Here is a 24183-nt window from a genome sequence, read left to right on the forward strand (position 1 = left end):
GGGTACCTCGGTGGGACGGAGCGGAAGCGGGTGGGGGGCGGGCGGCCGGGCGGGCGGTGCCGCCCGGCCGGGCCGGATCACTTGCCGTAGACGAGCATCAGCTTCTCCGGGGACTCGTCGTTGCCGGTCAGCCGGGTCGTCGACAGGTACAGGCGTCCGCCGGTCCACTCCAGGTCGCGCGAGAAGAAGCTGTTCTCGATGGCGGCGACGCCCGACGGGTTCTGCAGCAGCTTCACCGGCTTGTGCGCCTTGCCCGCGACCGGGATCGACACGACCTGGCCGCCCGCGTCGTACGAGGGCTCCACATAGGCGACGACCTTGCCGCCGGTCACCTTCAGCGGCAGGATCGTCTGGTCCGTGGGGGACTTCACCCGCCACTTCTCCTTGCCGGTGGCCAGGCTGATCGCCAGGATCTCGTTCGCCTGGCCGGTCGCCTCGGTCGGCAGGTAGAGCATGTCCCCGCCGACGGCGACACCCTGACACCCGGTCAGGTCACGCTGGAGGATGGCCCAGCCGCACTCGGAGAACCCGATGGATTCCTTGGTGGAGACCTGGGAGCGGATCTTGCCCTTGGACGTGAACGTGGCGATGTTCCACGTGTCCTTGTCCTCGTTCTGGCTGTAGACCACCAGCGGGTTCACCGACAGGGTCCGGCTGATGCGGTAGCCCTTGTCGTACTTGAACGTCCACTTGACCTTGCCGGTCCTCGGGTCGAGCTCCTGGATCTCCTCGTGCTCCTTGGCACCGCCGAGGTCGCACGACGCCACCTGGATCAGCCGGCTGCCGCCCGCGAAACCGCTCGGGTAGCAGGAGTCGCCGTACTTCTTCTTCTCGAAGATCTGCTTGCCGGTCTTGACGTTGTACGCCACACCGGACTGCGAGCGGCCCACCATCAGCGTGTCGCCGGCCATGGACAGCTCGATGCTGATCGCGCTGTCGAACAGGGCGCCGTCCTCGACCTCGCCGCTCCAGCCCTTCTCGCCGGTGCGCAGGTCGACCAGCTGGAGCTGGTTGCACTTGGCGCGGTCGCTGGCACCGCTCATGTACGCCACGACGATCTTGTCGTCGGCCGTCTTCTGCGGGGTCGCCGCGCAGATCTTCTGCGGGAACTCGATCGGGTCCCAGGCGGGCGCGCCGCCGTCCACCTCGTAGGCGAAGAGCTGCTTGTACGCGGCCTTCACCGCCGTCTTCTCGGTGATCCACATGCCGTTGGCGTCGGCGCCGGAACCGGGCGCGTCGGGCGCCTCCTTGTACCAGAGCACCTTGGCCTCGCCGGGCTTGCGGCCCTCGTTGAGGTCGACGGTCTCCTCGCCGCCGTCGCCGCGGCCGTCACCGGGGTTGACCGGGGTGTCGGTGGCGGTCGGCTTGGGGTCGTCGCTCTTGTGGGCGACGGGCTTCTTCGGCTTGCCCTTGTCGTCGTCGCCGCTGGTGACCGCGAACACCGTGCCGCCGACGACCAGCAGGGCCGCCACCGCCGCGCCGATGATCACGGCGGGCTTGCCCTTGAAGGGGTTGCGCGAGCCGCCGCCGGACGGCGGGGGCACCGGGGCGCCGGGGTACTGGGGCTGCTGCGGGTAGCCGTAGCCGGGCTGCGGGGCGTACGGGCCGGGCTGGGGCGGCTGACCGTACGGACCGGGCTGCTGGGGCTGGCCGTACGGACCGGGCTGCTGCGGCTGGCCGTAGGGGCCGGGCTGCTGGCCGTACGGACCCGGCTGGGCGTAGGGGCCGGGCTGCTGCGGGTAGCCGTAACCGGGCTGGGGCCCCGGCGGGGTGGGCGGCGTCTGGGGTGCGCCCTGCGGTGGCGTCTGAGGTGCGCCGAAGCCCCCGGCCTGCGGCGGCTGGTCCTGCGGTGCGCCGTAACCACCGGGCTGCGGCGGCTGGTCGGGCGGCTGAGTCATCAGCGTCTTCCCCCTCGTTCACTGATTTTTAGCCACGCCCCTGAGCTACGTGATGGACCCAGAGCCGTTCGGTCTAGACGGTTCTCAGACGGCCCTTTCTATCACTGACCTCCGACAGTCAAGGGGCCCGGCTCCTCCCCTGTTCCCAAGGGAGGACCGGGCCGTGATGCGGCCGTTACGCGCCTTCACGCCCCCTTCACGCGCCCTGCGCGCCTCGGGTGCGGAAGCCGGCGCCTAGGCGTCCTCGGCCAGTTCCAGCCAGCGCAGCTCCAGTTCCTCGCGCTCGCCGGCCAAGGCACGCAGCTCGGCGTCGAGTTCGGCGACCTTGGCGAAGTCGGTGGCGTTCTCGGCGATCCGGGCGTGCAGCTTGGTCTCCTTCTCGGAGATCTTGTCCAGCTGCCGCTCGATCTTCTGGAGTTCCTTCTTGGCGGCGCGCTGGTCGGCGGCGCTCTTCTCGGGGGCCGGCCGGGGCGCGGCCACCGGGGCGTTCGCGGCGGCGGCCTCCTCCATGCGCTTGCGGCGCTCCAGGTACTCGTCGATGCCGCGCGGCAGCATCCGCAGGGTGGAGTCGCCGAGGAGGGCGTACACCTTGTCGGTGGTGCGCTCGATGAAGAACCGGTCGTGGGAGATGACGATCATCGAGCCGGGCCAGCCGTCGAGGACGTCCTCCAGCTGGGTGAGGGTCTCGATGTCGAGGTCGTTGGTGGGCTCGTCCAGGAACAGGACGTTGGGCTCGTCCATCAGCAGCCGCAGCAGCTGGAGCCGGCGCCGCTCGCCGCCGGAGAGGTCACCGACGGGCGTCCACTGCTTCTCCTTGTTGAAGCCGAACGTCTCGCACAGCTGACCGGCGGTCATCTCGCGGCCCTTGCCGAGGTCGACGCGCTCGCGCACCCGCTGCACGGCCTCCAGCACCCGCCAGGTGGGGTCGAGTTCGGCGACCTCCTGGGAGAGGTAGGCCAGCTTGACCGTCTTGCCGACCGTGATCCGGCCGCCCGCGGGCTGCGCCTCGCCCTCGGTGCGCGCCGCCTCGGCCATCGCCCGCAGGAGGGAGGTCTTGCCGGCGCCGTTGACACCGACCAGGCCGATGCGGTCGCCCGGGCCGAGATGCCAGGTGACGTGCTTGAGCAGCACCTTGGGCCCGGCCTGGACGGTGATGTCCTCCAGGTCGAACACCGTCCTGCCGAGCCGCGAGGAGGCGAACTTCATCAGCTCGCTGCTGTCGCGCGGCGGCGGTACGTCCTTGATGAGCTCGTTGGCGGCCTCGACCCGGAAGCGGGGCTTGGAGGTGCGGGCGGGGGCGCCGCGGCGCAGCCAGGCCAGCTCCTTGCGGACCAGGTTCTGCCGCTTGGTCTCCTCGGTGGCGGCGATGCGCTCGCGCTCGGCGCGGGCGAAGACGTAGTCGGAGTAGCCGCCCTCGTACTCGTAGACGTCACCGCGCTGCACGTCCCACATGCGGGTGCAGACCTGGTCCAGGAACCAGCGGTCGTGGGTGACGCACACCAGTGCCGAGCGGCGCTCCTTGAGGTGCTGGGCGAGCCAGGCGATGCCCTCGACGTCGAGGTGGTTGGTGGGCTCGTCGAGCACGATCAGGTCGTGGTCCTCGATGAGCAGCTTGGCCAGGGCGATCCGGCGCCGCTCGCCACCGGACAGCGGTCCGATGACGGTGTCCAGGCCCTTGGGGAAGCCGGGCAGGTCGAGGCCGCCGAACAGTCCGGTCAGCACGTCCCGGATCTTGGCGTTGCCCGCCCACTCGTGGTCGGCCAGGTCCCGGATGACCTCGTGCCGGACGGTCGCCTCGGGGTCGAGGGAGTCGTGCTGGGTGAGCACGCCCATCCTGAGTCCGCCGGAGTGCGTGACCCGTCCTGAGTCCGCCTCCTCCAGCTTGGCCAGCATCCGGATCAGCGTCGTCTTGCCGTCGCCGTTGCGGCCCACCACACCGATCCGGTCGCCCTCGGACACGCCCAGGGAGATCCCGTCCAGGAGGGCACGGGTGCCGTACACCTTGCTGACGTTCTCGACATTGACCAGATTGACGGCCATTTCACTCCTGCCCGGGGGATGGATCAGCCTTCAAGCGTAGGCCCTCCGGGGGTGGGGGCGGGGCGCGAGGGTGTGGTCACTCTTCGTGATGACGTGATCGGGACCCGGCCGCTACCGTGGAGGGCAGGCGCCAGGATGCCGTCCATGGGAGGAACCATGACTGCCGAGCCCGTAGAGCACAGCGTCCAGTGGCCGGTGCCGCCGGAGGGCGGCTACACCGTGGACGACCTGTTCACGCTGCCTGATCTCCCGCCGCACACCGAGCTGATCGACGGGAGCCTCGTTTTCGTGAGTCCGCAGCGCCGCTTCCACTTCCTTGCCATCGACCTGCTGGTCAACGGCCTTCTGAGCTCCGTCCCCCCGAAGCTCAGTGTCGAACGGGAGATGACGGTCGTACTGGATCGGCGCAACGGCCCGGAACCGGACATCTCCGTGGTCCGTGCCGAAGCCATCACCGGTCTGCGCCAGACCCACTTCGAAGCAGCCGACGTCCTGCTCGCCGTCGAGGTAGTCTCACCGGACTCAGAAGCCCGCGACCGCAACAGCAAGCCGCACAAGTACGCCGCCGCAGGCATCCCCCATTTCTGGCTGGTCGAGATGGCAGGCCAGGACGACCACCCTGCGATCCAGGTGTACGAGCTCGGCGAGGCCACCGGCACGTACGCGCTGACCGGCATCTACCACGACCGCCTCACGGTCAGCGTGCCCTACGACATCGACATCGACCTGACTGCGATCAACAGGCGGCCCTGAACCCCTCACACCACCGTCGCCCCCACAGCCGCCCCCTGAGCCACCCGAGCCGCCCGGCACGTGCCCGAAGCCCTCAGCGCCTCCGCCACCTTCTCCGCCGCCTCGGCCGACTCGCACAGGAACGCCGTGGTCGGACCGGACCCCGAGACCAGCGCCCCCAGGGCTCCCGCCGCCGTGCCCGCGTCCAGCGTGTCGGCCAGCGACGGGCGCAGGGAGAGCGCGGCCGGCTGAAGGTCGTTGACCAGGCTCGCGGCGAGAGCGTGGACGTCGCCCTTCGCGAGGGCGTCCAGCAGCTCCGGGGACGCGACCGGCTCCGGGACCTCCGTGCCCTCCGTCAGCCGGTCGAACTCCCGGAACACCGCCGGCGTCGAGAGACCTCCGTCGGCCAGCGCGAACACCCAGTAGAACGTGCCGCCGACCTCCAGCGCCGTCAGCTTCTCACCCCGCCCGGTGCCCAGCGCCGCCCCGCCGACCAGGCTGAACGGCACATCGCTGCCGAGCTCGGCGCAGATCTCCAGCAGCTCCTCGCGGGTCGCCCCCGTGCCCCACAGCGCGTCGCAGGCCAGCAGCGCGCCCGCGCCGTCGGCGCTGCCGCCCGCCATGCCGCCGGCGACGGGGATGTCCTTGGCGATGTGGATATGGACGTCAGGGGTGCGGCCGTAGCGGCGGGCCAGCTCGATCGCCGCGCGGGCGGCGAGGTTGGAGTGGTCCAGGGGGACCTGGTCGGCGTCGGGGCCCTCGCAGGTGATGCGCAGTTCCTCGGCCGGGGTCGCGGTGATCTCGTCGTACAGGCCGACCGCCAGGAAGACGTTCGCCAGGTCGTGGAACCCGTCCGGGCGGGCGGCGCCCACCGCGAGCTGGACGTTGACCTTGGCCGGGACACGGACGGTGACGGTCACTGGCCGGCCTCCTTGTGCTCGGCGATGCGGGCGAACTCCTCGACGGTCAGCGACTCGCCGCGCGCCTGGGGCGAGATTCCGGCCGCGACCAGGGCGGCCTCGGCGGCGGCCGCGGAACCGGCCCAGCCGGCGAGCGCGGCGCGCAGCGTCTTGCGGCGCTGGGCGAACGCCGCGTCGACGACGGCGAAGACCTCCCGCTTGGACGCCGTGGTCTTCAGCGGCTCGGTGCGGCGGGTGAGGGCGACCAGGCCGCTGTCGACGTTCGGCGCGGGCCAGAAGACGTTGCGGCCGATGGCGCCGGCCCGCTTCACCTCGGCGTACCAGTTGGCCTTCACGGACGGCACGCCGTACACCTTCGAACCGGGCGCCGCGGCGAGCCGGTCGGCGACTTCCGCCTGGACCATCACCAGGGTGCGCTCGATGGTGGGGAAGGTGTCGAGCATGTGCAGCAGCACCGGCACGGCCACGTTGTACGGCAGGTTCGCGACCAGAGCGGTGGGCGGCGGGCCGGGCAGCTCGGTGACGTGCATCGCGTCGGAGTGGACCAGCGCGAAGCGGTCGGCGCGCTCCGGCATCCGCGCCCGGATCGTGGCGGGCAGCGCGGAGGCGAGGACGTCGTCGATCTCGACGGCCGTGACCCGGTCGGCCACCTCCAGCAGGGCCAGGGTGAGCGAGCCGAGCCCCGGTCCGACCTCCACGACCACGTCGTCGGGGCGGACCTGCGCGGTCCGCACGATGCGGCGGACCGTGTTGGCGTCGATCACGAAGTTCTGGCCGCGCTGCTTGGTGGGGCGCACGCCGAGTGCTGCCGCGAGTTCACGGACGTCGGCGGGCCCGAGAAGGGCGTCGGGGGTGGGGCTGCTCACGGCACAAGGGTACGGGGGCGGACCGGCAGCCCCTCACGGCTCACCGGTGCGAGGCGTTGGCGCGGCGGCGGGCCCGGATCCCTCTCCCGTACGGCTCAGCCGTGCAGGCGTGCGCCGCAGTGCGGCCACGGGCTCGCGCCCCGGCGCACATACAGCTTCTTCGCTCGGAAGGTCTGTTCGGCCGCGGGCGCGTCCTGCGGGCGGCCGCTGCCGCCGAGGCTCTGCCAGGTCCGGGTGTCGAACTGGTAGAGGCCGCCGTACGTGCCCGACGGGTCGACCGCGTTCGGGCGCCCGCCCGACTCGCAGGCGGCGAGGCCCTGCCAGTTCAGGTGGTCGGCGCCCTGCACGGACGTCGGCATCGGCTTGGTGCCGACCTTGACCACCTGGCTGACCGGTTCGCGCACCAGCTCGGTCCGCACCAGGCGCGGCTTCTGCCGGACGCCGTTGACGGTGCGCAGGTGGTAGGTGACCCGGCGCAGACCGGGCTGGCCGGCGCGTTCGACGACCTCCGTGCCCTTGAACAGCGTCGGGTCCTCGGTGCGCTCCACCTCGAACGGGATCTGCTCCTCGCGCACCTCCCGGGTGCCGGTGATGCGCAGCACGGTGACCGTCTGCCCGTCCCTGGGGAAGCTGTCCTGCGGGACGGAGGTGGTGTCCTGGCCGCGCAGGGTGATGCCGGCCTGTTCGACGGCCTCGCGCACGGTCGCCGCGTTGGTGCGGATGGTGCGGGCGCGGCCGTCGGCCATGATCGTCACCGAGCGTTCGGTGCGGACGTCGAGCGTCAGGCCCTCGCGTCCGATCCGCCGGGAGCGCGCGGCGGACAGGTACGCGCCCTCCGCGCGCACGCCCCACTGCTCCAGCGCCTCCTCGACCGTGCGGGCCGTCGTCCACACCTCGCGCCGGTGCCCGTCGAGGGTGAGCCGGATGGGGCGCCCGTAGTGGACCTCGACCTCGTCGCCGCTGGTCAGTTCGGTGCCGGGGGCGGGCGCCACCACGTCGTGCGCCCCCACCTCGACCCCCTCCTGGGCCAGCAGTTCGGTCACGTCGTCGGCGAAGGTGTGCAGGGTGCGGGACCTGCCGTCGACGTTCAGCTCCACGGCCTTGTCCTTGGCGACGAAGGCGGTGGTGCCGCCGGCGAGGAAGGCGACGACCAGCGCCTGGGGCAGCAGGCGGCGCACGGAGCCGTCGGCACGCGCGACGCCGTCCGGGCGCGGGTCGGCCTTCGCTCGGCGCCGGCGCGCGGCCCTGCGGCCGGGGGCGGCGGGGACCTCGTGCGCGGGGGCGGGGATGTGGACGAGCGTGGGGGGCGGTTCGGCACCGTACGAGCCACCGGCGTACGAGCCGACGGGGTACGCGGCGCCGTCGTACGGATCGTCGGACCAGGGTGCCTGCGGCCGCCGCGTCTCGTAGGCCGGGGCGTAGGTGTCCGGGTAGGCGCCCGCGTACACCTCGCCGTAGCCCAGCGTCTCGGCGCTGTGCGGGTCGAACGGCTCGTACTCGGGGGCGGGCGCGTACCGCTCGTCGCGCAGGTACTGCGAATCGCTCACGCCGACACGCTCCAGGGGGTCCAGAGGGGTCCCGATCGGGCCCCCAGAACCTAGCGGAGCGGCCGTCACTCTCCAAAGCGACGCGGCTACGGTCGGTCGCGACCGTTATGCGTCAGTAGCCGAAGGCTCGTGCCGTGTTCGCCCCGAGCGCGGTGGCCAGCACGTCCTCGTCGATGCCGCGGACCGCGGCCATGGCGCGCACCGTGACCGGAACGAGATACGGGGCGTTGGGCCGTCCGCGGTACGGCGCCGGGGTGAGGAAGGGCGCGTCGGTCTCGACGAGCAGCAGCTCCAGCGGGGCCACGGCGACGGCGTCGCGCAGGTTCTGGGCGTTCTTGAAGGTGACGTTGCCGGCGAAGGACATGAAGTAGCCGGCGCGGGCGCAGATCTCGGCCATCTCGGCGTCGCCGGAGTAGCAGTGGAAGACGGTGCGCTCGGGCGCGCCCTCCTCCTTCAGCACGCGCAGGACGTCGGCGTGGGCGTCGCGGTCGTGGATGACCAGGGCCTTGCCGTGCCGTTTGGCGATCTCGATGTGGGCGCGGAAGGAGCGCTCCTGGGCGGCCTTGCCCTCCTCGCCGGTGCGGAAGTAGTCCAGGCCGGTCTCGCCGACGCCCTTGACGTGGGGCAGCGCGGCCAGCCGGTCGATCTCGGCGAGCGCCTCGTCGAGCGCGCCGTCGCCGCCGGGTTCGCGGGCGCCCTGCCGGGACCAGCCGTCGGGGTCGCCGTGCACGATGCGGGGCGCCTCGTTGGGGTGCAGGGCGACGGCCGCGTGGACGGCGTCGTGGGCCGCGGCGGTCTCGGCGGCCCAGCGGGAGCCGGCCACGTCACAGCCGACCTGCACGACCGTCGTCACGCCGACGGACGCCGCCTTCGCCAGGGCCTCCTCGACCGTCCCGGACTGCATGTCGAGGTGCGTGTGCGAATCGGCCACCGGCACCGCCAGCGGCACGGGCAAGGGCGGCGCGGCGTTCTTGTCGGCGGCGTTCGAAGGCATGTCCCGATCCTACGGAAGCGTCCGGCCCCGCCGGCCGACAGACCCCGCCCCCTTCACGCCCCCGCGCCCTTCGCCCTTCACGCCCCCGCGTTCTTCGCCGTCACGCTCCCGCGTCCTTCGACCTTCACGCCCCCGCGTTCTTCGCCGCCACCACCGCGTCGAACACCTCCCGCTTGGGCAGCCCCGCCTCCGCGGCCACCGCGGCGATGGCCTCCTTGCGCCGCTCCCCCGCCTCCTCGCGCACCCGCACCCGGCGCACCAGCTCGGCCGCGTCCAGGACCTCCGGCCCGCGTTCGGGCGCCCCCTCCACCACGACGGTGATCTCGCCGCGCACGCCCTCGGCCGCCCACGCGGCGAGCTCGGCCAGCGGGCCGCGCCTGACCTCCTCGTAGGTCTTGGTCAGCTCGCGGCAGACGGCGGCCCGCCGCTGCGCGCCGAAGACCTCGGCCATCGCGGCGAGGGTGTCGTCGAGGCGGTGGGGTGCCTCGAAGTAGACGAGGGTGCGGCGCTCCTCGGCGACCTCGCGCAGCCGGGTGAGCCGCTCGCCGGCCTTGCGCGGCAGGAAGCCCTCGAAGCAGAAGCGGTCGACGGGCAGCCCGGACAGGGCGAGCGCGGTGAGCACGGCGGACGGTCCGGGCACGGCGGTGACCTTGACGTCCCGCTCCACGGCGGCGGCGACCAGCCGGTAGCCGGGGTCGGACACGGACGGCATCCCGGCGTCGGTGACCAGCAGCACACGGGCGCCGCCGACGAGTTCCTCGACCAGTTCGGGCGTGCGGGCGGACTCGTTGCCCTCGAAGTACGACACCACGCGGCCCTTGGGCGTCACGCCCAGCGCCTGGGTCAGCCGGCGCAGCCGCCGGGTGTCCTCGGCGGCGACGACATCGGCGCCGGCCAGTTCCTCGGCCAGCCGCGGCGGCGCGTCCGCGATGTCGCCGATGGGGGTGCCCGCCAAAACAAGGGTTCCAGTCACGCCCCCATCCTCCCAAAGCGAACGCCCGCCCGACGCAAGCTCCGCATGCGCGGGACTCACACAGCCCTGTTCCCTACCATGGCGCGGTGACCAGTACCGCGTCCTCCGCGTCCTCGACGGATCACCGCCCCGAGCGGGCCCCGCACGACCGTGAGCCGTCGTGGCAGCAGCGGCTGCGCCGGTTCGGTTACCGGGCGCGGCCCGAAAGCGACGTCCGGGACCGGCTGGTGCCGCCGTACGTCGAGCCCTCGCCGAGGCTGTGGACGGCGCTCGGCGTCCCGCCCACCCTGGCGGCGCGGATCGTGCGCCTGTCCGGGTGGGGCGGGCCGCTGCTGGTGACGGTGCTGGCGGGCGTGCTGCGGTTCTGGAACCTGGGCAGCCCGAAGGCGGTGATATTCGACGAGACGTACTACGCCAAGGACGCCTGGGCGCTCGTCCACCGCGGATTCGAGGTCAACTGGGACAAGAACGCCAACGACCTGATCCTGTCCTCGGGCGGGAACGTGCCGATCCCGACGGACGCGGCGTACGTCGTGCATCCGCCGGTCGGCAAGTACGTCATCGGGCTCGGCGAGCTGATCTTCGGCATGGACCCGTTCGGCTGGCGGTTCATGACGGCCCTGCTCGGCACGCTGTCGGTGCTGATGGTGTGCCGGATCGGGCGGCGGCTGTTCCGTTCGACGTTCCTCGGGTGCCTGGCGGGCGCGCTGCTGGCGGTGGACGGTCTGCACTTCGTGATGAGCCGCACCGCGCTGCTGGACGGCGTGCTGATGTTCTTCGTGCTCGCGGCCTTCTGCTGCCTGGTCGTCGACCGCGACAAGGCGCGCGAACGGCTCGCCGCCGCGCTGCCCGCCGACGCCGACGGGCGGGTGCGGCCCGACGCGCGGGTCGCGGACACGCTCCGGCTGGGCCTGCGCCCGTGGCGGTGGACGGCGGGCGTGCTGCTGGGCCTGGCCATCGGCACCAAGTGGAACGGCCTGTACGTCCTGGCCGCGTTCGGCGTCATGACGGTGCTGTGGGACATCGGCTCGCGCAAGGTCGCGGGTGCCCGGCACCCGTACGCGGCGGTCGCCAAGTACGACCTGGGCTTCGCGTTCCTCGCGACCGTCCCGGTCGCCGTGTTCACCTACGTCCTGTCCTGGACCGGCTGGATCCTGTCGCCCTCCGACGGCAGCGGCGGCTACTACCGCAACTGGGCGGCCACCGCGGGCAAGGACAGCGACTGGTCGTGGCTGTTCCCGGACTGGTGGCGCAGCCTGTGGCACTACGAGAACCAGGTGTACGACTTCCATGTCGGCCTGGACTCGCCGCACACGTACGAGTCCAACCCGTGGAGCTGGATCGTGCTGGGCCGCCCGGTGTCGTACTTCTACGAGTCCCCGGCGCCCGGAAAGGACGGCTGCCCGGCGGACGCGGGCGAGAAGTGCGCGCGCGAGGTGCTGGCGCTGGGCACACCGGTGCTGTGGTGGCTGGGCGCCTTCGCGCTGCTGTACGTGCTGTGGCGCTGGTTCTTCCGCCGCGACTGGCGCGCGGGCGCCATCGCCTGCGGGATCGTGGCGGGCTATCTGCCCTGGTTCTTCTACCAGGAGCGCACCATCTTCCTCTTCTACGCCGTCGTCTTCGTGCCCTTCCTGTGCCTGGCGGTGGCGATGCTCGTCGGCGCGCTGGTCGGGCCGCCCGGCTCGAGCGACACCCGCCGCGTGGCCGGCGCGACGGGCGCGGGCGTCCTCGTGCTGCTGGTCGCCTGGAACTTCATCTACTTCTGGCCTCTCTACACCGGCACCGCCATCCCCATCGACGACTGGCGCTCGCGGATGTGGCTGGACACCTGGGTGTAGCGGCCCGGTATCCGTTCGGCCAACAAACTCGGGCGCCGGTCACGGCTGTCGGTGCCGCCCCTTACAGTGCACGGGAAGCGGAAACGGGGGACACGGGAGGGATCGGGCGATGCGCAAGGGGGTCAAGGGGGCCGTCATCGGCACGGTGTTCACCGTGATGGTGGGCGGCGCCGGCTACGGCGCCTACAACTTCGTGTCCGCGCTGAGCGGTGACGGTGACTCAGGGCCCGGCGCCACGACGTCCGAGAAGAGCGGGCCGCCGAGCGAGGACGAGGTCGCCGAGACGACGAAGGCGTTCTTCGAGGCGTGGGAGCAGGGCCGGGGGGCGCGGGCCGCGTCGTTCACCAACAACGCGGCGGCGGCCGAGCCGGTCCTGACGTCGTTCGGCGGCAGCGCGCATCTGACGGACGTACAGATCACTGCGGGCACCCCGCAGGGCACCAGGGTGCCGTTCTCGGTGAAGGCAACGGTGTCGTACAAGGGCAGGACCAAGCCGCTGGCGTACGACAGCGCGCTGAAGGTCGTGCGGGGCATCACCACCGGGCGCGCGCTGGTCGACTGGCAGCCGACGGTCGTGCACCCGGAGCTGGGCGAGGGCGACACCCTGGTCACCGAGGAGTCCGCCAGCCCGCCGATCGAGGCGGTCGCCCGTGACGGCAGTGTGCTCACGAAGGACCGGTACCCGTCCCTGGGCCCGGTCCTGGACGAGCTGCGCAAGCGCTACGGCCATGAGGCGGGCGGCACCCGCGGGGTGGAGCTGTCGATCCGGCACACCAAGAGCGGCGCCGCCGACACCTCCCTGCTGACGATCACCGAGGGCAGGGCGGGCCGGCTGCCGACGACGATCAGCCCGCGCGCGCAGGCGGCCGCCGAGAAGGCGGTGACGGCGTACAAGGAGTCGTCGGTGGTCGCGCTCAAGCCGAGCACCGGGGAGATCCTCGCCGTCGCCAACAACCGCGCCGACGGCTGGAACGCGGCCTTCGAGGGCGCGCTGGCGCCCGGCTCCACCATGAAGATCGTGAGCGCGGCGCTCCTCATCGACCAGGGCCTGACCACGGCGGACGGCCCGGCGCCCTGTCCCGCGCAGGCGGTCTCGGACAGCGCCACCTTCCACAACCTCAAGGGGCTCGCGCCGAACGAGTCCGCCACGCTCGCCGACAGCTTCGCCCGCTCCTGCAACACCGCGTTCGTGAAGTTCGCCGACGAGATCCAGGACGACTCCCTGACCCGTGAGGCGCAGGAGAAGTTCGGGCTGGGCCGCGACGACTGGAAGGCGGGCGTCACCACCTTCGACGGCAGCGTCCCCGTGTCCGAGGGCCCGGACACCGCCGCCGCGCTGCTCGGGCAGGGCAAGGTGCAGATGAGCCCGCTGAACATGGCGTCGGTCACGGCGACCGCCGTCACCGGCACGTTCCGGCAGCCGGTGATCGTGCCGCAGAGCCTGGACGGCCGTCAGCTCGCCCAGGCCCAGGGCCTTCGCCCGGGTACGGTGGACCAGCTGCGCGCCATGATGAACCGCACCGCGACCAGCGGTACCGCGGCCGAGGCGATGCGCTCGGTGCCCGGCGGCATCGGCGCCAAGACCGGTTCGGCCGAGGTCGACGGGCAGGCCACGTCCAACAGCTGGTTCACCGGCTTCCGCGACGACATGGCGGCCGCGGCGATGGCCCAGCAGGGCGGCCACGGCAGCGACGCGGCCGGACCGATCGTGGCGCAGGTGCTGAAGGCGGGCGGCTGAGGCCGGACACCCGGCGGGAACCGCGCGGCGGGTGGCGGACGTCACCCGCTCAGGCGGGGACCGCAGCACCGCACCGTCGTTGGGGACGGTGAGGACAACGAGACCAAGGGACACGAGGGCGACGGGGACCTTCGGAGCTTCGCGGAGGAACGGACAGCAGTGGGCAAGAGAAGGCGCGTCGAGCAGCGGCGGAGCACCAGGCCGGCCGTCATCGGATCGGTGGTCGTCGCGGTGGCCGGCGGGCTCGGCATCGGCGGGTACGCCCTGTACGGCGGCGGTGCCGCGGCCGACGACAGCGCGGTCACGTCCGCCGACGCGCGCAGCGAGGTGAGGACCGGTCCGCTGTCGGAGACCGAGGTCACCTCCGCCGCCCGGCGCTTCCTCACCGCCTGGCAGCAGGGCAGGGTGAGCGAGGCCGCGGCCGCCACCACCGACGCCACGGCCGCCCGCGCCCTGCTCACCGGGTTCGCCAAGGACGCCCGCGTCAAGGACGTGACCCTCACCCCCGGCGTCCGCCAGGGCGACAAGGTGCCGTTCACCGTCAAGGGCACCGTCTCCCACGGCACTATCGCCAAGCCGCTGACCTACACGGGTGCGCTGAGCGTCGTACGCGGTCCGGGCGACGGCGAACCGCTGGTCCGGTGGGCGTCCTCGGTCGTGCACCCCGAGCTGCGGGACGGCGACCGGCTGGTCACCGGCGAGGCGGGCACCCCGCCGGTCAAGGCGCTGGACCGCGAGGGCGGTGAGCTGACCGTGAAGAGGTTCCCGTCGCTGGCGCCGGTGCTGGACGGGCTGCGCGAGAAGTACGGCGAGACGGCCGGCGGGACCGCGGGCGTCGAGCTGCGGGTGGTGCGCGGCAAGGAGTCCCAGAAGGCGGAGCTGTCCGACAGGACGCTGCTGGAGCTGAGCGAGGGCACGCCCGGCACGGTGCGGACCACCCTCGATCCGGCGCTGCAGGCCGCGGCCGAGAAGCAGGTCGCCGCCCGCAAGCGTGCCTCGGTGGTGCTGCTGCGCCCCTCCACGGGTGAGATCCTCGCCGTCGCCAACTCCTCGCCCGGCTTCAACGTGGCCTTCCAGGGCTCCCTCGCGCCGGGTTCGACGATGAAGGTCGTCACCGCCTCGATGCTGTTCGAGCGCAGGCTGGCGGCGGCGGACAAGGAGCACCCCTGCCCGAAGTACTTCACGTACGGCGGGTGGAAGTTCCACAACGACGACAAGTTCGAGATCAAGAACGGCACCTTCAAGGCGTCCTTCGCCCGCTCCTGCAACACCGCCTTCATCAGCCAGGCGCCGAAGCTGGACGACGCCGATCTGACGAAGCAGGCGCAGGAGGTGTTCGGGCTGGGCCTGAACAACTGGGCGGTGGGCGTGCCCACCTTCGACGGCGCGGTGCCGGTGCAGTCGCAGGCGCAGATGGCGGCCTCGCTGATCGGGCAGGGCGGGGTGCGGATGAACCCGCTCAACATGGCGTCGGTCTCGGCGACCGTCCAGTCGGGCACCTTCCGCCAGCCCTATCTGGTCTCCCCCGAGGTGGACGGCCGCACCCTGGCCACCGCCTCGCGCAAGCTGTCGGCGGGCACGCTGGCGCAGCTGCGGGACGTGATGGCGTACACCGCGGCCTACGGCACGGCGGCCGAGGCGATGGCGGGGGTCACCGGCGACGTCGGCGCGAAGACGGGGTCGGCGGAGGTCGACGGGCAGAAGAAGCCCAACGGCTGGTTCACGGCGTACCGCGGCGACCTCGCGGGCGCGGGCGTGGTGCAGGCGGCGGGCCACGGCGGCTCGACGGCGGGCCCGATCGTGGCGGCGCTGCTGAAGGCGGGCGGCTGAGCGACCCCGGCGGCTGCCGGGCACCCTCGGCGGGCTCCTCGGCGGGCGCCTCGGCGGGCTCCGGGCCACCCCCGGCGGCCGCCCCGGCCTGCCCTCAGTGGGCGACGGGCTGCGCGCTGGCCGCGTAGGTGCGGCGCAGGAAGCGCATCAGCGTCTTGGACTCGAACTGCACCACCGAGACGCCGTGCGCGGAGTGGAACTCGACCACGGCCTGCACCCGCCCGCACGGCCACACGCGCACGTCCCCGGTACCGGCGGGGGCGCGCAGGCCCTGTTCGAGGAGGGAGCGAGGGAAGGTCCACTCGCGGGTGCCGGGCAGCCGCATGCGTACGGAGCGGGGGTCGGCGTCGGGGTCGTACCGCAGGATGACGGGGACCGCGCCGCTGTCCTGAACCGTGACGTCGGTGTCCGTGACGATATGGGCTCGTGCGTACTGCTCGATCACAGACATCGGCAGTCCCCTTACGCTCGGTGACCAAGGCGAAAGACACGCTTCCGCTTCTCTCCCAATGTCCCACATTTCCCGGATCATGCCGCTCGGGCGGGCGCGTCTCACATGCCGATTGGCGCCCTTTGCGCTCTTGCAAGCCGTTCGCATTAAGCCACTATCATCGAACGGTGCATGTGCCTGACGGATTCATCAACGCGCCCACCTCGATAGCCACCGGTGTCGTCGCCGCCGGCGCCGTCGCCGTGAGCCTGCGCGGCGCGCGCCGCGAACTCGACGAGCGCACCGCGCCGCTGGCCGGTCTGGTGGCCGCGTTCATCTTCGCGGTGCAGATGCTCAACTTCCCCGTGGCCGCCGGAACCAGCGGCCACCTCCTCGGCGGAGCCCTGGCCGCGATCCTCGTCGGCCCCTACACAGGGGTGCTGTGCGTGTCGGTCGTCCTGCTGATGCAGGGCGTGCTGTTCGCCGACGGCGGTCTGACCGCGCTCGGGGTGAACATCACCGACATGGCGGTCGTGACGACCGTCGTCGCCTACGCGGTCTTCCGCGCCCTGGTGAAGCTCCTGCCGCGCACCCGCCGCTCGGTGACCGCCGCCACCTTCGTCGCCGCGCTGCTGTCGGTGCCGGTCTCGGCGCTCGCCTTCACCGCGCTGTACGCGATCGGCGGCACCACCGACGTCTCCCTCGGCAAGGTGGCCGCCGCGATGGTCGGCGTGCACTTCCTGATCGGCATCGGCGAGGCCGCGATCACCGCGCTGACCGTCGGCGCCGTCATCGCCGTACGCCCCGACCTGGTGTACGGCGCCCGTGACCTGCGGCAGCCGCTGAAGCTGCGGGTGAACGGCGAGCTGGTCGACGCGCCCGCCGCCGAGCCGGCCCCGGTGGCGGCCCGCTCCACCCGCAGGGTGTGGGCGGCCGGCCTGGTCGCCTCGCTGGTGCTGGCCGGGTTCGTCAGCTTCTACGCCTCCGCCGACCCCGACGGTCTGGAGAAGGTCGCCGCCGACCACGGCATCGACAAGAAGGCCGAGGAGCACGACATCGCGGACTCCCCGCTCGCCGACTACGGCGTGAAGGACGTCGACGACGCCCGCCTGTCCGGGGGGCTGGCGGGCGTCATCGGCGTCGGTGTCACGGTCGTCGCGGGCACCGGCGTGTTCTGGGCGGTGCGCAGGCGGCGGGCGCCCGAGTCCGAGGCGTCCTCGCCGTCCTCGGTGAGCGTCTGACATGGGTGCGGGGCACGCGCACCGGCTGTACCGGCACGGGCACTCGCCCGTGCACGCGCTGCCGCCGCACACCAAGCTGGTCGCCGTGTTCGCGTTCGTGGTGGTCGTGGTGTCCACCCCGCGCGAGGCGATGTGGGCCTTCGGGCTCTACGCGGTGCTGCTGGCCTGCGTCGCCGCGTTCGCGCGGGTGCCCGCGGGCTTCCTGCTCAAGCGGCTGCTGATCGAGGTGCCGTTCGTGGCGTTCGCGGTGCTGCTGCCGTTCGTGGCGGAGGGCGAGCGCACCGAGGTGCTGGGCATGTCGCTGAGCGTCAGCGGACTGTGGGGCGCCTGGAACGTGCTGGCCAAGGGCACCCTGGGTGTGGCCGCGTCGGTGCTGCTGGCCTCCACCACCGAGCTGCGCGAGCTGCTGCTGGGCCTCCAGCGCCTCAGGCTGCCGCCGCTGCTGGTGCAGATCGCCTCCTTCATGCTCCGCTACGGCGACCTGATCACCGACGAGATGCGGCGCATGCGCATCGCCCGCGAGTCCCGCGGCTTCGAGGCGAGCGGCGTCAGGCACTGGGGTGTCCTCGCGAAGTCGGCGGGCGCGCTGTTCATCCGCTCCTACGAGCGCGGTGAGCGCGTCCACCTGGCCATGATCAGCCGCGGGTACGCCGGTGCCATGCCGGTCATCGACGAGGTGACCGCCTCCCGGGCGCAGTGGACGCACGCCCTCGCCCTTCCGTTCACCGCCCTCGTCGTCTGCGTGTTGGGATGGACCCTGTGAGCACCGCTTCCCTGGAGGTCTCCGGCCTCGCCTTCGCCTACCCCGACGGCCATCAGGCCCTGTTCGGCGTGGACTTCTCGATCGCCCGCGGCGAGCGGGTCGCGCTGCTCGGCCCGAACGGCGCCGGCAAGACCACCCTCGTGCTGCACCTCAACGGCATCCTGAGCGGCGGCACGGGCACGGTCACCGTCGCCGGGCTGCCGGTCGGCAAGCAGCACATGGCCGAGATCCGGCGCAAGGTCGGGATCGTCTTCCAGGACCCCGACGACCAGCTGTTCATGCCGACGGTCCGCGAGGACGTGGCCTTCGGGCCCGCCGCCGCCGGACTCAAGGGCGCCGAGCTGGAGGCGCGGGTGGACCGGGCGCTGGAGCAGGTCGGCATGGCCGCCTTCAAGGACCGCCCGCCGCACCACCTCTCCTTCGGCCAGCGCCGCCGCGTCGCCGTCGCCACCGTGCTCGCGATGGAGCCGGAGATCCTCGTCCTCGACGAGCCGTCCTCCAACCTCGACCCCGCCTCCCGCCGCGAACTCGCCGACATCCTGCGCTCGTTGGACGTCACGGTGCTGATGGTCACCCACGACCTGCCCTACGCCCTGGAGCTGTGCCCGCGCTCGCTCATCCTCAGCGAGGGCGTGATCGCCGCCGACGGGCCCACCGGCGCCCTGCTCTCCGACGACGCGCTGATGCGCGCCCACCGCCTGGAGCTGCCCTTCGGCTTCGACCCGCGGTCCGTGACAATGGGCGCGTGACAGGTCAGGACGAGGACACCACCGCGGCCCCCGCGGGCTCGCTGCTGCTGGACGAGCAGCTGTGCTTCGCGCTGTACGCGGCCCAGCGCGCGGTGACGGCCGCCTACCGGCCGCTCCTCGACGAGCTCGGCCTCACCTACCCGCAGTACCTCGTCCTGCTGGTCCTCTGGGAGCGCGGCGAGACGACGGTCAAGGACCTCGCCGCCGCCCTGCGCCTCGACTACGGCACGATCTCGCCGCTGCTCAAGCGCCTGGAGGCGGCCGGCCTGGTACGCCGGGAGCGCGCGGCCCACGACGAGCGCTCCGTCCTGGTCGCCTGCACCGGGCGGGCGGAGGAACTGCGCGAGCGCGCGGCGCGCGTCCCCGCCGCCCTGCTCGGGGCGACGGGGCTCGACGGCACGGAGGTCGCCCGGCTGCGCGAGGAGCTGCACAGGCTCGCCCGGCGCGCGGACGAGGCGGCGCAGCGCGCCCGCTGACCCCGCTCCCGTGTTACCGGCGGTCGCCCCACCCTGTGCGCACCCCCGAACCTACTCGCCGGTACCTTGTGCACGATGTAGTTGCACACACCTGTGTCATGCCAGGGGGAGGACCGAGCCGTGATCGAGGAAGCCGCCGTCGACACCCGCCCGAAGAAGATCGTGTACGTCGCCGAGGCGACCGCGCACGGTGGCCGGGACGGGTATGTCACCAGCCAGGACGGGCAGCTGGACCTCAAGGTCGCGATGCCCCCGGAGCTCGGCGGCGACGGCAACGGCACCAACCCCGAGCAGCTGTTCGCGGCCGGCTACAGCTCCTGCTTCCACAACGCCCTGGTGCTGGTCGGCCGCCGGGCGGGCCTGGACCTGACCGGTTCCACGGTCGCCGCGAAGGTCGGCATCGGCCCCAACGCCCACCAGGGCTACGGCCTCGCGGTCGCCCTCAGCGTCTCGCTGCCGGTCCTCGACCAGGAGGTCGCCGGGCGGCTGGTGGACGCCGCCCATGAGGTCTGCCCGTACTCCAACGCCACCCGCGGCAACATCGACGTCACGATCCTGCTCGGCTGACCCTCCCGACCGAGGAATCGCAGGCGGCCGCCTATGGTTGCACCCTGTGTCGCAGGCAGCCGGACAGGCGGGGCGGAAGGGACGTACGGACGTGGACGTGAAGGTGCACGGCACGGTGGCCGAGGGCTTCGAGCCGGTCAGGGAGGCGTTCCTGCGCAACTTCCAGCAGCTCGGCGACCGGGGCGCGGCCGTCGCCGTGTACCGGGACGGACAGCGGGTGGTCGACCTGTGGGGCGGCGTCCGGGACGTCGACGGCACCGAGCCCTGGGAGCGCGGTACCGCGCAGATCGTGCGCTCGGCGACCAAGGGCGTCGCCGCCGCCGTCCTGCTGCTGCTGCATCAGCGCGGCGAGCTGGACCTGGACGCGCCGGTGGGCGCGTACTGGCCGGAGTTCAAGGCGCACGGCAAGGAGCGGCTGCTCGTGCGGCATGTGCTCGACCACCGGGCCGGGGTGCCCGTGCTGGACACTCCGCTCACCCCCGAGGAGTCCCTGGACCCGGCGCGCGGGCCGCAGGCGGTCGCCGCGCAGGCGCCCGTCTGGGAGCCGGGCACCGATCACGGCTACCACGCGCTGACGTACGGCTGGCTGGTGGACGAGCTGACCCGGCGGGTGACGGGGCGCCGGGCCGGTGAGTGGATCGCGGCGGAGATCGCCGCGCCGCTGGGCCTGGACCTGTGGCTCGGACTCCCCGAGGCGCAGGCGGGGCGGGTCGGCCGGTCCGGGCGCGTGGAGGGGCCCGAGCCCGTCGGCGGGCTGCGCACCCGCCCGAAGCGGTCGGTCACCGAGGCGTACGCCGACCCCGGCTCCCTGACCCGCCGGGCGTTCGCGGCGATCAGCCCGTTCCCCGACCAGAACGAGCCCGCCCACCGCGCGGCGGCCCTGCCCGCCACCAACGGCATCGCGACGGCCGACGCACTGGCCCGCTTCTACGCGGCGCTGATCGGGCCGGTCGACGGCGTCCGCCTGTTCACCCCCGAGACGGCCGCCCTGGCCCGCGCCGAGCAGTCGGCGGGCCCGGACCGCGTGCTGGTCGTCGGCACCCGCTTCGGCCTCGGCTACATGCTGCACGGCAGCGCGTCCCCGCTGCTGTCCCCCGACTCCTTCGGCCACCCCGGCCGCGGCGGCGCCCTCGGCTTCGCCGACCCCGCCTCCGGCATCGCCTTCGGCTATGTCACCAACGGCTTCCGGCAGAGCGTGACGGCGGACCCGAGGGCGCAGGCGCTGGTGAGGGCCGTACGGACGGCCCTCGCCGGCACGGCGTAGACCTCACATGTGGATCGGGTGGGACGTGCGCCCCGACGCCTGGTCGATCTCGTCGTGCGCCTTGCCGAGGAGCTTCCTCGCGATCTCGTCCAGCGCGCGGGCGCCGGCGATCTCCTCCCCGACACGGGGCTGATTGGAGTCGGTGTGGTGCCTGCTGGCGCGGCCGTGGCCCCGTACCTCGGTCCCGTCCGGCAGGCGCACCATCGCCGCGGCCCTGGTGTGCTGGTCGTCCTCCTGGAACTCCAGCTCGACATGCCATCCGACAGCGGTGTGCATCATGACGATCACCTCCGGAACATCTGCTTCCAGGGTGCCCCCGGCGACGCGGCCCCGCACCCACTGAGCCGCGTCAGATCCCGCGCTCGACCATGTCGATGACGTGTTCGCCGGCCTCGCGGGCCTGTTCCGGCAGCAGTCCGCGCAACGGGCCGTCGATCATCAGCACGGCGATGCCGTGGACCGCGGACCAGGCGAGGAACTCGGCGCCGGGCCGCCGCTCCGCGGGCAGCAGTCCGTGCTCGACCAGCCCGTCCAGCGCCTCGCCGAGGAGTTCGAAGGGGGTACGGCCGCTCGCGCCCGCGGCGGTGTCGTCGGCGGCGTGGGTCATGTCGCCGGGGACGTGGAAGGCGGTGCGGAACAGGCCGGGTTCCTCGCGGGCGAAGCGCAGATAGCCGGTGCCGACGGCACGGAAGCGGGCGCGAGCCGCGGCCGCCTCGTCCGAAGCGGCCGGCAGGGCGGCCTGCTCGGCCTCCATCGTGCGGGCGACCTCGGCCATGGCCGCCTGGGAGACGGCGTGCAGCAGGGCCGCACGGTCGGCGAAGTGCCGGTAGGCGGCATTGGGCACGACCCCCGCCTGCCGGGTGGCGGCCCGCAGCACGACCGCCTCGGGGCCGCCCTCGCGGGCCAGTGCGAGACCGGCCTGGATCAGGGCGTTGCGCAGATCGCCGTGCCGGTAGGTGTCACGCTTGGAAGACATGTGGACAGCATCCACTTTCATCGCCTAGGCTGCTGCAAGATCGCTCGGGGGGTGCGGATCGCCACACCCTCCGAATGTGGACATCGTACACAAGGGTTCTGGGGTCATCCGACATGGGTAAGATCACACACTTCGTCCACCAGTCGCTGGACGGCTTCATCGAGGGACCGAACGGCGAGTTCGACTGGCCCCACATGGCCGGCGAGACGTCCGCGTACGCACAGGCCCTCACCGCCGAGGCCGATGTCTTCCTCTACGGCCGCAAGGTCTGGGAGCTGATGTCGGGCTACTGGCCGCGCGCCGAGGAGTTCACCACCGACGCGCACGACCTGGCCTTCGCGCCGGTGTGGCGCGAGGCGTCGAAGATCGTCGTCTCCACCACCCTGAAGGAGGCCGGCTGGAACACCCGCGTGATCGGCGAGAACGTGGTGGAGGAGCTGACGGCACTGAAGGACGGCGGCGCCCGGCTGGTCCTCTTCGGCGGCTCGGAGCTCGCCTCCTTCCTCACCGAGCACCGGCTGATCGACGAGTACCAGGTCTTCGTCCACCCGGTCGTGCTCGGCGGCGGCCGGCCGGTCTTCCGCACCCCGCTGCCGCGCCTCGCGCTCGACCTGGTCGAGTCGAGGACCTTCGACGACAAGGTGGTCCTGCTGCGCCACCGCCTCGACCGGGCCGGCGGGAAGGGCGCGCACTGAGATGAGCACCCCTGTGAAGGGCCCCGCGAGCTACTTCCCGTCCATCGAGAAGAAGTACGGCCGCCCCGTCGCCGAATGGATCGAGCTGATCCGTGCCTCCCCGCTGACCCGGCACAGGGAGCTGGTCGCCTGGCTCAAGAGCGAGCACGGCCTGGGGCACGGCCACGCCGACGCCCTGGTCGCCCACTCCCTCCGGGACGCATAGCGAGACCGGTCGGGCGGCGGATTCGGCAGGGCCGGCGAGGCGGCGCCGCGGGCGCGGGGCCGGACGCTCACCCCGAGTGCAGCATCAGCCCGATGCCGGCCACCAGCAGCCCCGCCGCCCAGATCCGCGGCGCGCCGAACCGCTCCTTGAACACGACGGCGCCGATCGCCGCGCCCACCAGGATCGAGGACTCCCTGAGCGCCGCGACGGGCGCCATCTCGGCGCGGGTCTGCGCCCACAGCACCAGCCCGTACGCCGCCACGGACAGCACCGCGCCCAGCAGCCCGACCCCGGCGACCGGCCGCAGCACGGCGAGCGTCCCGCCCCGCCAGCGCCACAGCGCGTACGCGGGCAGGGCGAGCCCCTCGGCGATCATCAGCCAGGCGGTGTACCCGAGGGCGGACCCGGAGGCCCGTACGCCCAGACCGTCCACCACGGTGTACGCGGCTATGGCCATGCCGGTCGCCAGCGCGGCCCCGATCGCCGCCCAGTCCGGCCGCCGCCCGCGCAGCCCCCACAGCGCCACACCGGTCAGCCCCGCACAGGACAGCGCGATGCCGGCCGCGGCCCAGCCGTCGGGGATCTCGTGGGCGAACAGGGCGGCCAGCACGGTGACGACCAGCGGGGCGCTGCCGCGCGCGATGGGGTACGCCTGCCCGAAGTCGCCGAGCCGGAAGGAGCGCATGAGCAGCAGGTAGTAGCCGAGGTGGAGGACGGCGGAGACGGCGAGATACGGCCACGCCCCGGCCGCCGGGAAGGCCGCGAACGGCGCGAGGACGAGCCCGATCACCACCCCGCCGCCCGAGATGAGGGTGAACCCGACCAGCTTGTCGGTGATCTTGTGGGCGATGGCGTTCCACCCGGCGTGCGTGACCGCGGCCAGCAGCACCGCCGAGGCGACCAGCGGCGTCACTCGGCGAGCTCGCGCACGTCCACCACCGTCGCGCCCGCGTGGGCGACCAGGGCGTCGGGGGCGATCGGGAAGACGGCGTGCGGATCCCCGGCCGCCGCCCACACCTCCTCGTGCGCCAGCAGCCCCCGGTCGGCCAGCACCCGTGTGCGCGTACGGTGCCCGAACGGCGGCACCCCGCCGATGGCGTACCCGGTGGTCTCCCGTACGACGTTCGCGTCGGCCCGTGTCACCTTCGCCGCCCCGAGCTCGCGGCGCACCAGCTCCACGTCGACGCGCGAGGCCCCGTCCATCAGCACCAGGACCGGCACCCCGTCCGCCGCGAAGATCAGCGACTTGCAGATCTGGCTCAGCTCGCACCCGATCGCCGCGGCGGCCTCCCCGGCGGTCCTGGTCGCGTCCGGGAACCGCCGGACGCGGTCGAGCAGGCCGTCGAGGCCGGCGTCGGACAGGGCTTCGGCGAAACGGGGATGGGCTCCTGACCCCTCAGTGGTCGTCGTCATGCAGGGCACGGTAGCGATGGTTGCAGGG

Annotated in this window: 24 protein-coding genes; 12 read left to right on the top strand and 12 right to left on the bottom strand. The window is 72.7% G+C overall.

Annotated elements, in window-relative coordinates:
- Nucleotides 1–77: 77 nt before the first annotated feature.
- Together ACSU6M_RS14315 and ACSU6M_RS14320 are read right to left on the bottom strand one after the other, a co-directional pair.
- Entirely contained in the window at nucleotides 78–1898 is a 1821-nt protein-coding gene (locus tag ACSU6M_RS14315) for an outer membrane protein assembly factor BamB family protein (protein ID WP_437070090.1), read from the bottom strand.
- A gap of 234 nt (nucleotides 1899–2132) precedes the next feature.
- Nucleotides 2133–3938: an ABC-F family ATP-binding cassette domain-containing protein gene (locus ACSU6M_RS14320; RefSeq protein WP_437070091.1), complete on the bottom strand. Its 1806-nt coding sequence runs from the start codon at nucleotides 3936–3938 to the stop codon at nucleotides 2133–2135.
- Between the two features lie 156 nt (nucleotides 3939–4094).
- Here ACSU6M_RS14320 and ACSU6M_RS14325 point away from each other — a divergent pair, with 156 nt between their 5' ends.
- Nucleotides 4095–4691 (top strand): Uma2 family endonuclease, encoded by a 597-nt coding sequence (locus ACSU6M_RS14325; RefSeq protein ID WP_437070092.1) that lies wholly within the window; start codon nucleotides 4095–4097, stop codon nucleotides 4689–4691.
- Nucleotides 4692–4696: 5 nt separating this feature from the next.
- Here ACSU6M_RS14325 and ACSU6M_RS14330 read toward each other — a convergent pair whose 3' ends face one another.
- From ACSU6M_RS14330 to rsmI, 5 genes are all read right to left on the bottom strand, one after another.
- A complete protein-coding gene (locus tag ACSU6M_RS14330; RefSeq protein WP_437070093.1) occupies nucleotides 4697–5590 on the bottom strand; it encodes a 4-(cytidine 5'-diphospho)-2-C-methyl-D-erythritol kinase in 894 nt (297 codons plus the stop codon).
- Complete coding sequence (gene rsmA, locus ACSU6M_RS14335; protein WP_437070094.1) at nucleotides 5587–6456, bottom strand: 16S rRNA (adenine(1518)-N(6)/adenine(1519)-N(6))-dimethyltransferase RsmA; 870 nt, start codon at nucleotides 6454–6456, stop codon at nucleotides 5587–5589. The genes ACSU6M_RS14330 and rsmA overlap by 4 nt, the downstream gene beginning before the upstream one ends.
- A 95-nt stretch (nucleotides 6457–6551) precedes the next feature.
- Nucleotides 6552–8003, bottom strand: a complete 1452-nt coding sequence (locus tag ACSU6M_RS14340; protein ID WP_437070095.1) for a ubiquitin-like domain-containing protein — start codon at nucleotides 8001–8003, stop codon at nucleotides 6552–6554.
- A 112-nt stretch (nucleotides 8004–8115) separates the two neighbouring features.
- Entirely contained in the window at nucleotides 8116–8997 is an 882-nt protein-coding gene (locus tag ACSU6M_RS14345; RefSeq protein WP_437070096.1) for a TatD family hydrolase, read from the bottom strand.
- Between the two features lie 124 nt (nucleotides 8998–9121).
- Complete coding sequence (rsmI, locus tag ACSU6M_RS14350) at nucleotides 9122–9970, bottom strand: 16S rRNA (cytidine(1402)-2'-O)-methyltransferase (protein WP_437070097.1); 849 nt, start codon at nucleotides 9968–9970, stop codon at nucleotides 9122–9124.
- A gap of 86 nt (nucleotides 9971–10056) precedes the next feature.
- Between rsmI and ACSU6M_RS14355 the strand changes: the two genes are divergently transcribed.
- The 3 genes from ACSU6M_RS14355 to ACSU6M_RS14365 all read left to right on the top strand — a co-directional run bounded on the left by ACSU6M_RS14355 (nucleotide 10057) and on the right by ACSU6M_RS14365 (nucleotide 15376).
- Nucleotides 10057–11808: a dolichyl-phosphate-mannose--protein mannosyltransferase gene (locus ACSU6M_RS14355; RefSeq protein WP_437070098.1), complete on the top strand. Its 1752-nt coding sequence runs from the start codon at nucleotides 10057–10059 to the stop codon at nucleotides 11806–11808.
- A gap of 109 nt (nucleotides 11809–11917) precedes the next feature.
- On the top strand, nucleotides 11918–13546 hold the full coding sequence (locus ACSU6M_RS14360; protein ID WP_437070099.1) for a penicillin-binding transpeptidase domain-containing protein: 1629 nt from the start codon (nucleotides 11918–11920) through the stop codon (nucleotides 13544–13546).
- Nucleotides 13547–13705: 159 nt separating this feature from the next.
- Nucleotides 13706–15376: a penicillin-binding transpeptidase domain-containing protein gene (locus ACSU6M_RS14365; protein WP_437070100.1), complete on the top strand. Its 1671-nt coding sequence runs from the start codon at nucleotides 13706–13708 to the stop codon at nucleotides 15374–15376.
- Nucleotides 15377–15470: 94 nt separating this feature from the next.
- Here the strand turns inward: ACSU6M_RS14365 and ACSU6M_RS14370 are convergent, their stop codons facing one another.
- Nucleotides 15471–15827, bottom strand: a complete 357-nt coding sequence (locus tag ACSU6M_RS14370) for an SsgA family sporulation/cell division regulator (RefSeq protein ID WP_437070101.1) — start codon at nucleotides 15825–15827, stop codon at nucleotides 15471–15473.
- Nucleotides 15828–15994: 167 nt separating this feature from the next.
- Here ACSU6M_RS14370 and ACSU6M_RS14375 point away from each other — a divergent pair, with 167 nt between their 5' ends.
- The 6 genes from ACSU6M_RS14375 (at nucleotide 15995) to ACSU6M_RS14400 (ending at nucleotide 20866) form a co-directional block, all read left to right on the top strand.
- The gene (locus ACSU6M_RS14375; protein WP_437070102.1) at nucleotides 15995–17047 is read left to right on the top strand and encodes an energy-coupling factor ABC transporter permease; all 1053 of its coding nucleotides are present in this window, start codon (nucleotides 15995–15997) and stop codon (nucleotides 17045–17047) included.
- Nucleotide 17048: 1 nt separating this feature from the next.
- Nucleotides 17049–17810, top strand: a complete 762-nt coding sequence (gene cbiQ, locus ACSU6M_RS14380; RefSeq protein ID WP_437070103.1) for a cobalt ECF transporter T component CbiQ — start codon at nucleotides 17049–17051, stop codon at nucleotides 17808–17810.
- Nucleotides 17798–18559 (top strand): energy-coupling factor ABC transporter ATP-binding protein, encoded by a 762-nt coding sequence (locus ACSU6M_RS14385; RefSeq protein WP_437070104.1) that lies wholly within the window; start codon nucleotides 17798–17800, stop codon nucleotides 18557–18559. Before cbiQ ends, ACSU6M_RS14385 begins: the two co-directional genes overlap by 13 nt.
- Nucleotides 18556–19035, top strand: a complete 480-nt coding sequence (locus ACSU6M_RS14390) for a MarR family winged helix-turn-helix transcriptional regulator (protein ID WP_437070105.1) — start codon at nucleotides 18556–18558, stop codon at nucleotides 19033–19035. Before ACSU6M_RS14385 ends, ACSU6M_RS14390 begins: the two co-directional genes overlap by 4 nt.
- Nucleotides 19036–19155: 120 nt before the next feature.
- On the top strand, nucleotides 19156–19602 hold the full coding sequence (locus ACSU6M_RS14395) for an organic hydroperoxide resistance protein (RefSeq protein WP_437070106.1): 447 nt from the start codon (nucleotides 19156–19158) through the stop codon (nucleotides 19600–19602).
- A 97-nt stretch (nucleotides 19603–19699) separates the two neighbouring features.
- Entirely contained in the window at nucleotides 19700–20866 is a 1167-nt protein-coding gene (locus ACSU6M_RS14400; protein ID WP_437075134.1) for a serine hydrolase domain-containing protein, read from the top strand.
- Between the two features lie 3 nt (nucleotides 20867–20869).
- Here ACSU6M_RS14400 and ACSU6M_RS14405 read toward each other — a convergent pair whose 3' ends face one another.
- Together ACSU6M_RS14405 and ACSU6M_RS14410 are read right to left on the bottom strand one after the other, a co-directional pair.
- The gene (locus ACSU6M_RS14405) at nucleotides 20870–21145 is read right to left on the bottom strand and encodes a DUF1876 domain-containing protein (protein ID WP_437070107.1); all 276 of its coding nucleotides are present in this window, start codon (nucleotides 21143–21145) and stop codon (nucleotides 20870–20872) included.
- Between the two features lie 70 nt (nucleotides 21146–21215).
- Complete coding sequence (locus ACSU6M_RS14410) at nucleotides 21216–21842, bottom strand: TetR/AcrR family transcriptional regulator (RefSeq protein WP_437070108.1); 627 nt, start codon at nucleotides 21840–21842, stop codon at nucleotides 21216–21218.
- 113 nt (nucleotides 21843–21955) lie between these two features.
- Here ACSU6M_RS14410 and ACSU6M_RS14415 point away from each other — a divergent pair, with 113 nt between their 5' ends.
- Entirely contained in the window at nucleotides 21956–22537 is a 582-nt protein-coding gene (locus ACSU6M_RS14415) for a dihydrofolate reductase family protein (protein ID WP_437070109.1), read from the top strand.
- Nucleotide 22538: 1 nt separating this feature from the next.
- On the top strand, nucleotides 22539–22742 hold the full coding sequence (locus ACSU6M_RS14420) for a DUF4287 domain-containing protein (protein ID WP_437070110.1): 204 nt from the start codon (nucleotides 22539–22541) through the stop codon (nucleotides 22740–22742).
- Nucleotides 22743–22809: 67 nt separating this feature from the next.
- On the opposite strand, the gene ACSU6M_RS14425 is transcribed toward ACSU6M_RS14420, so the two are convergent.
- Nucleotides 22810–23655 carry an EamA family transporter gene (locus ACSU6M_RS14425; protein WP_437070111.1) on the bottom strand — a complete coding sequence of 282 codons (846 nt, stop codon included), beginning with the start codon at nucleotides 23653–23655 and terminating at the stop codon, nucleotides 22810–22812.
- Nucleotides 23652–24155, bottom strand: coding sequence for a YbaK/EbsC family protein (locus ACSU6M_RS14430; protein WP_437070112.1), 504 nt, complete (start codon nucleotides 24153–24155; stop codon nucleotides 23652–23654). Before ACSU6M_RS14430 ends, ACSU6M_RS14425 begins: the two co-directional genes overlap by 4 nt.
- Nucleotides 24156–24183 lie beyond the last annotated feature (28 nt).

It is taken from the genome of Streptomyces sp. enrichment culture (assembly GCF_964272895.1).
Lineage (GTDB): Bacteria > Actinomycetota > Actinomycetes > Streptomycetales > Streptomycetaceae > Streptomyces.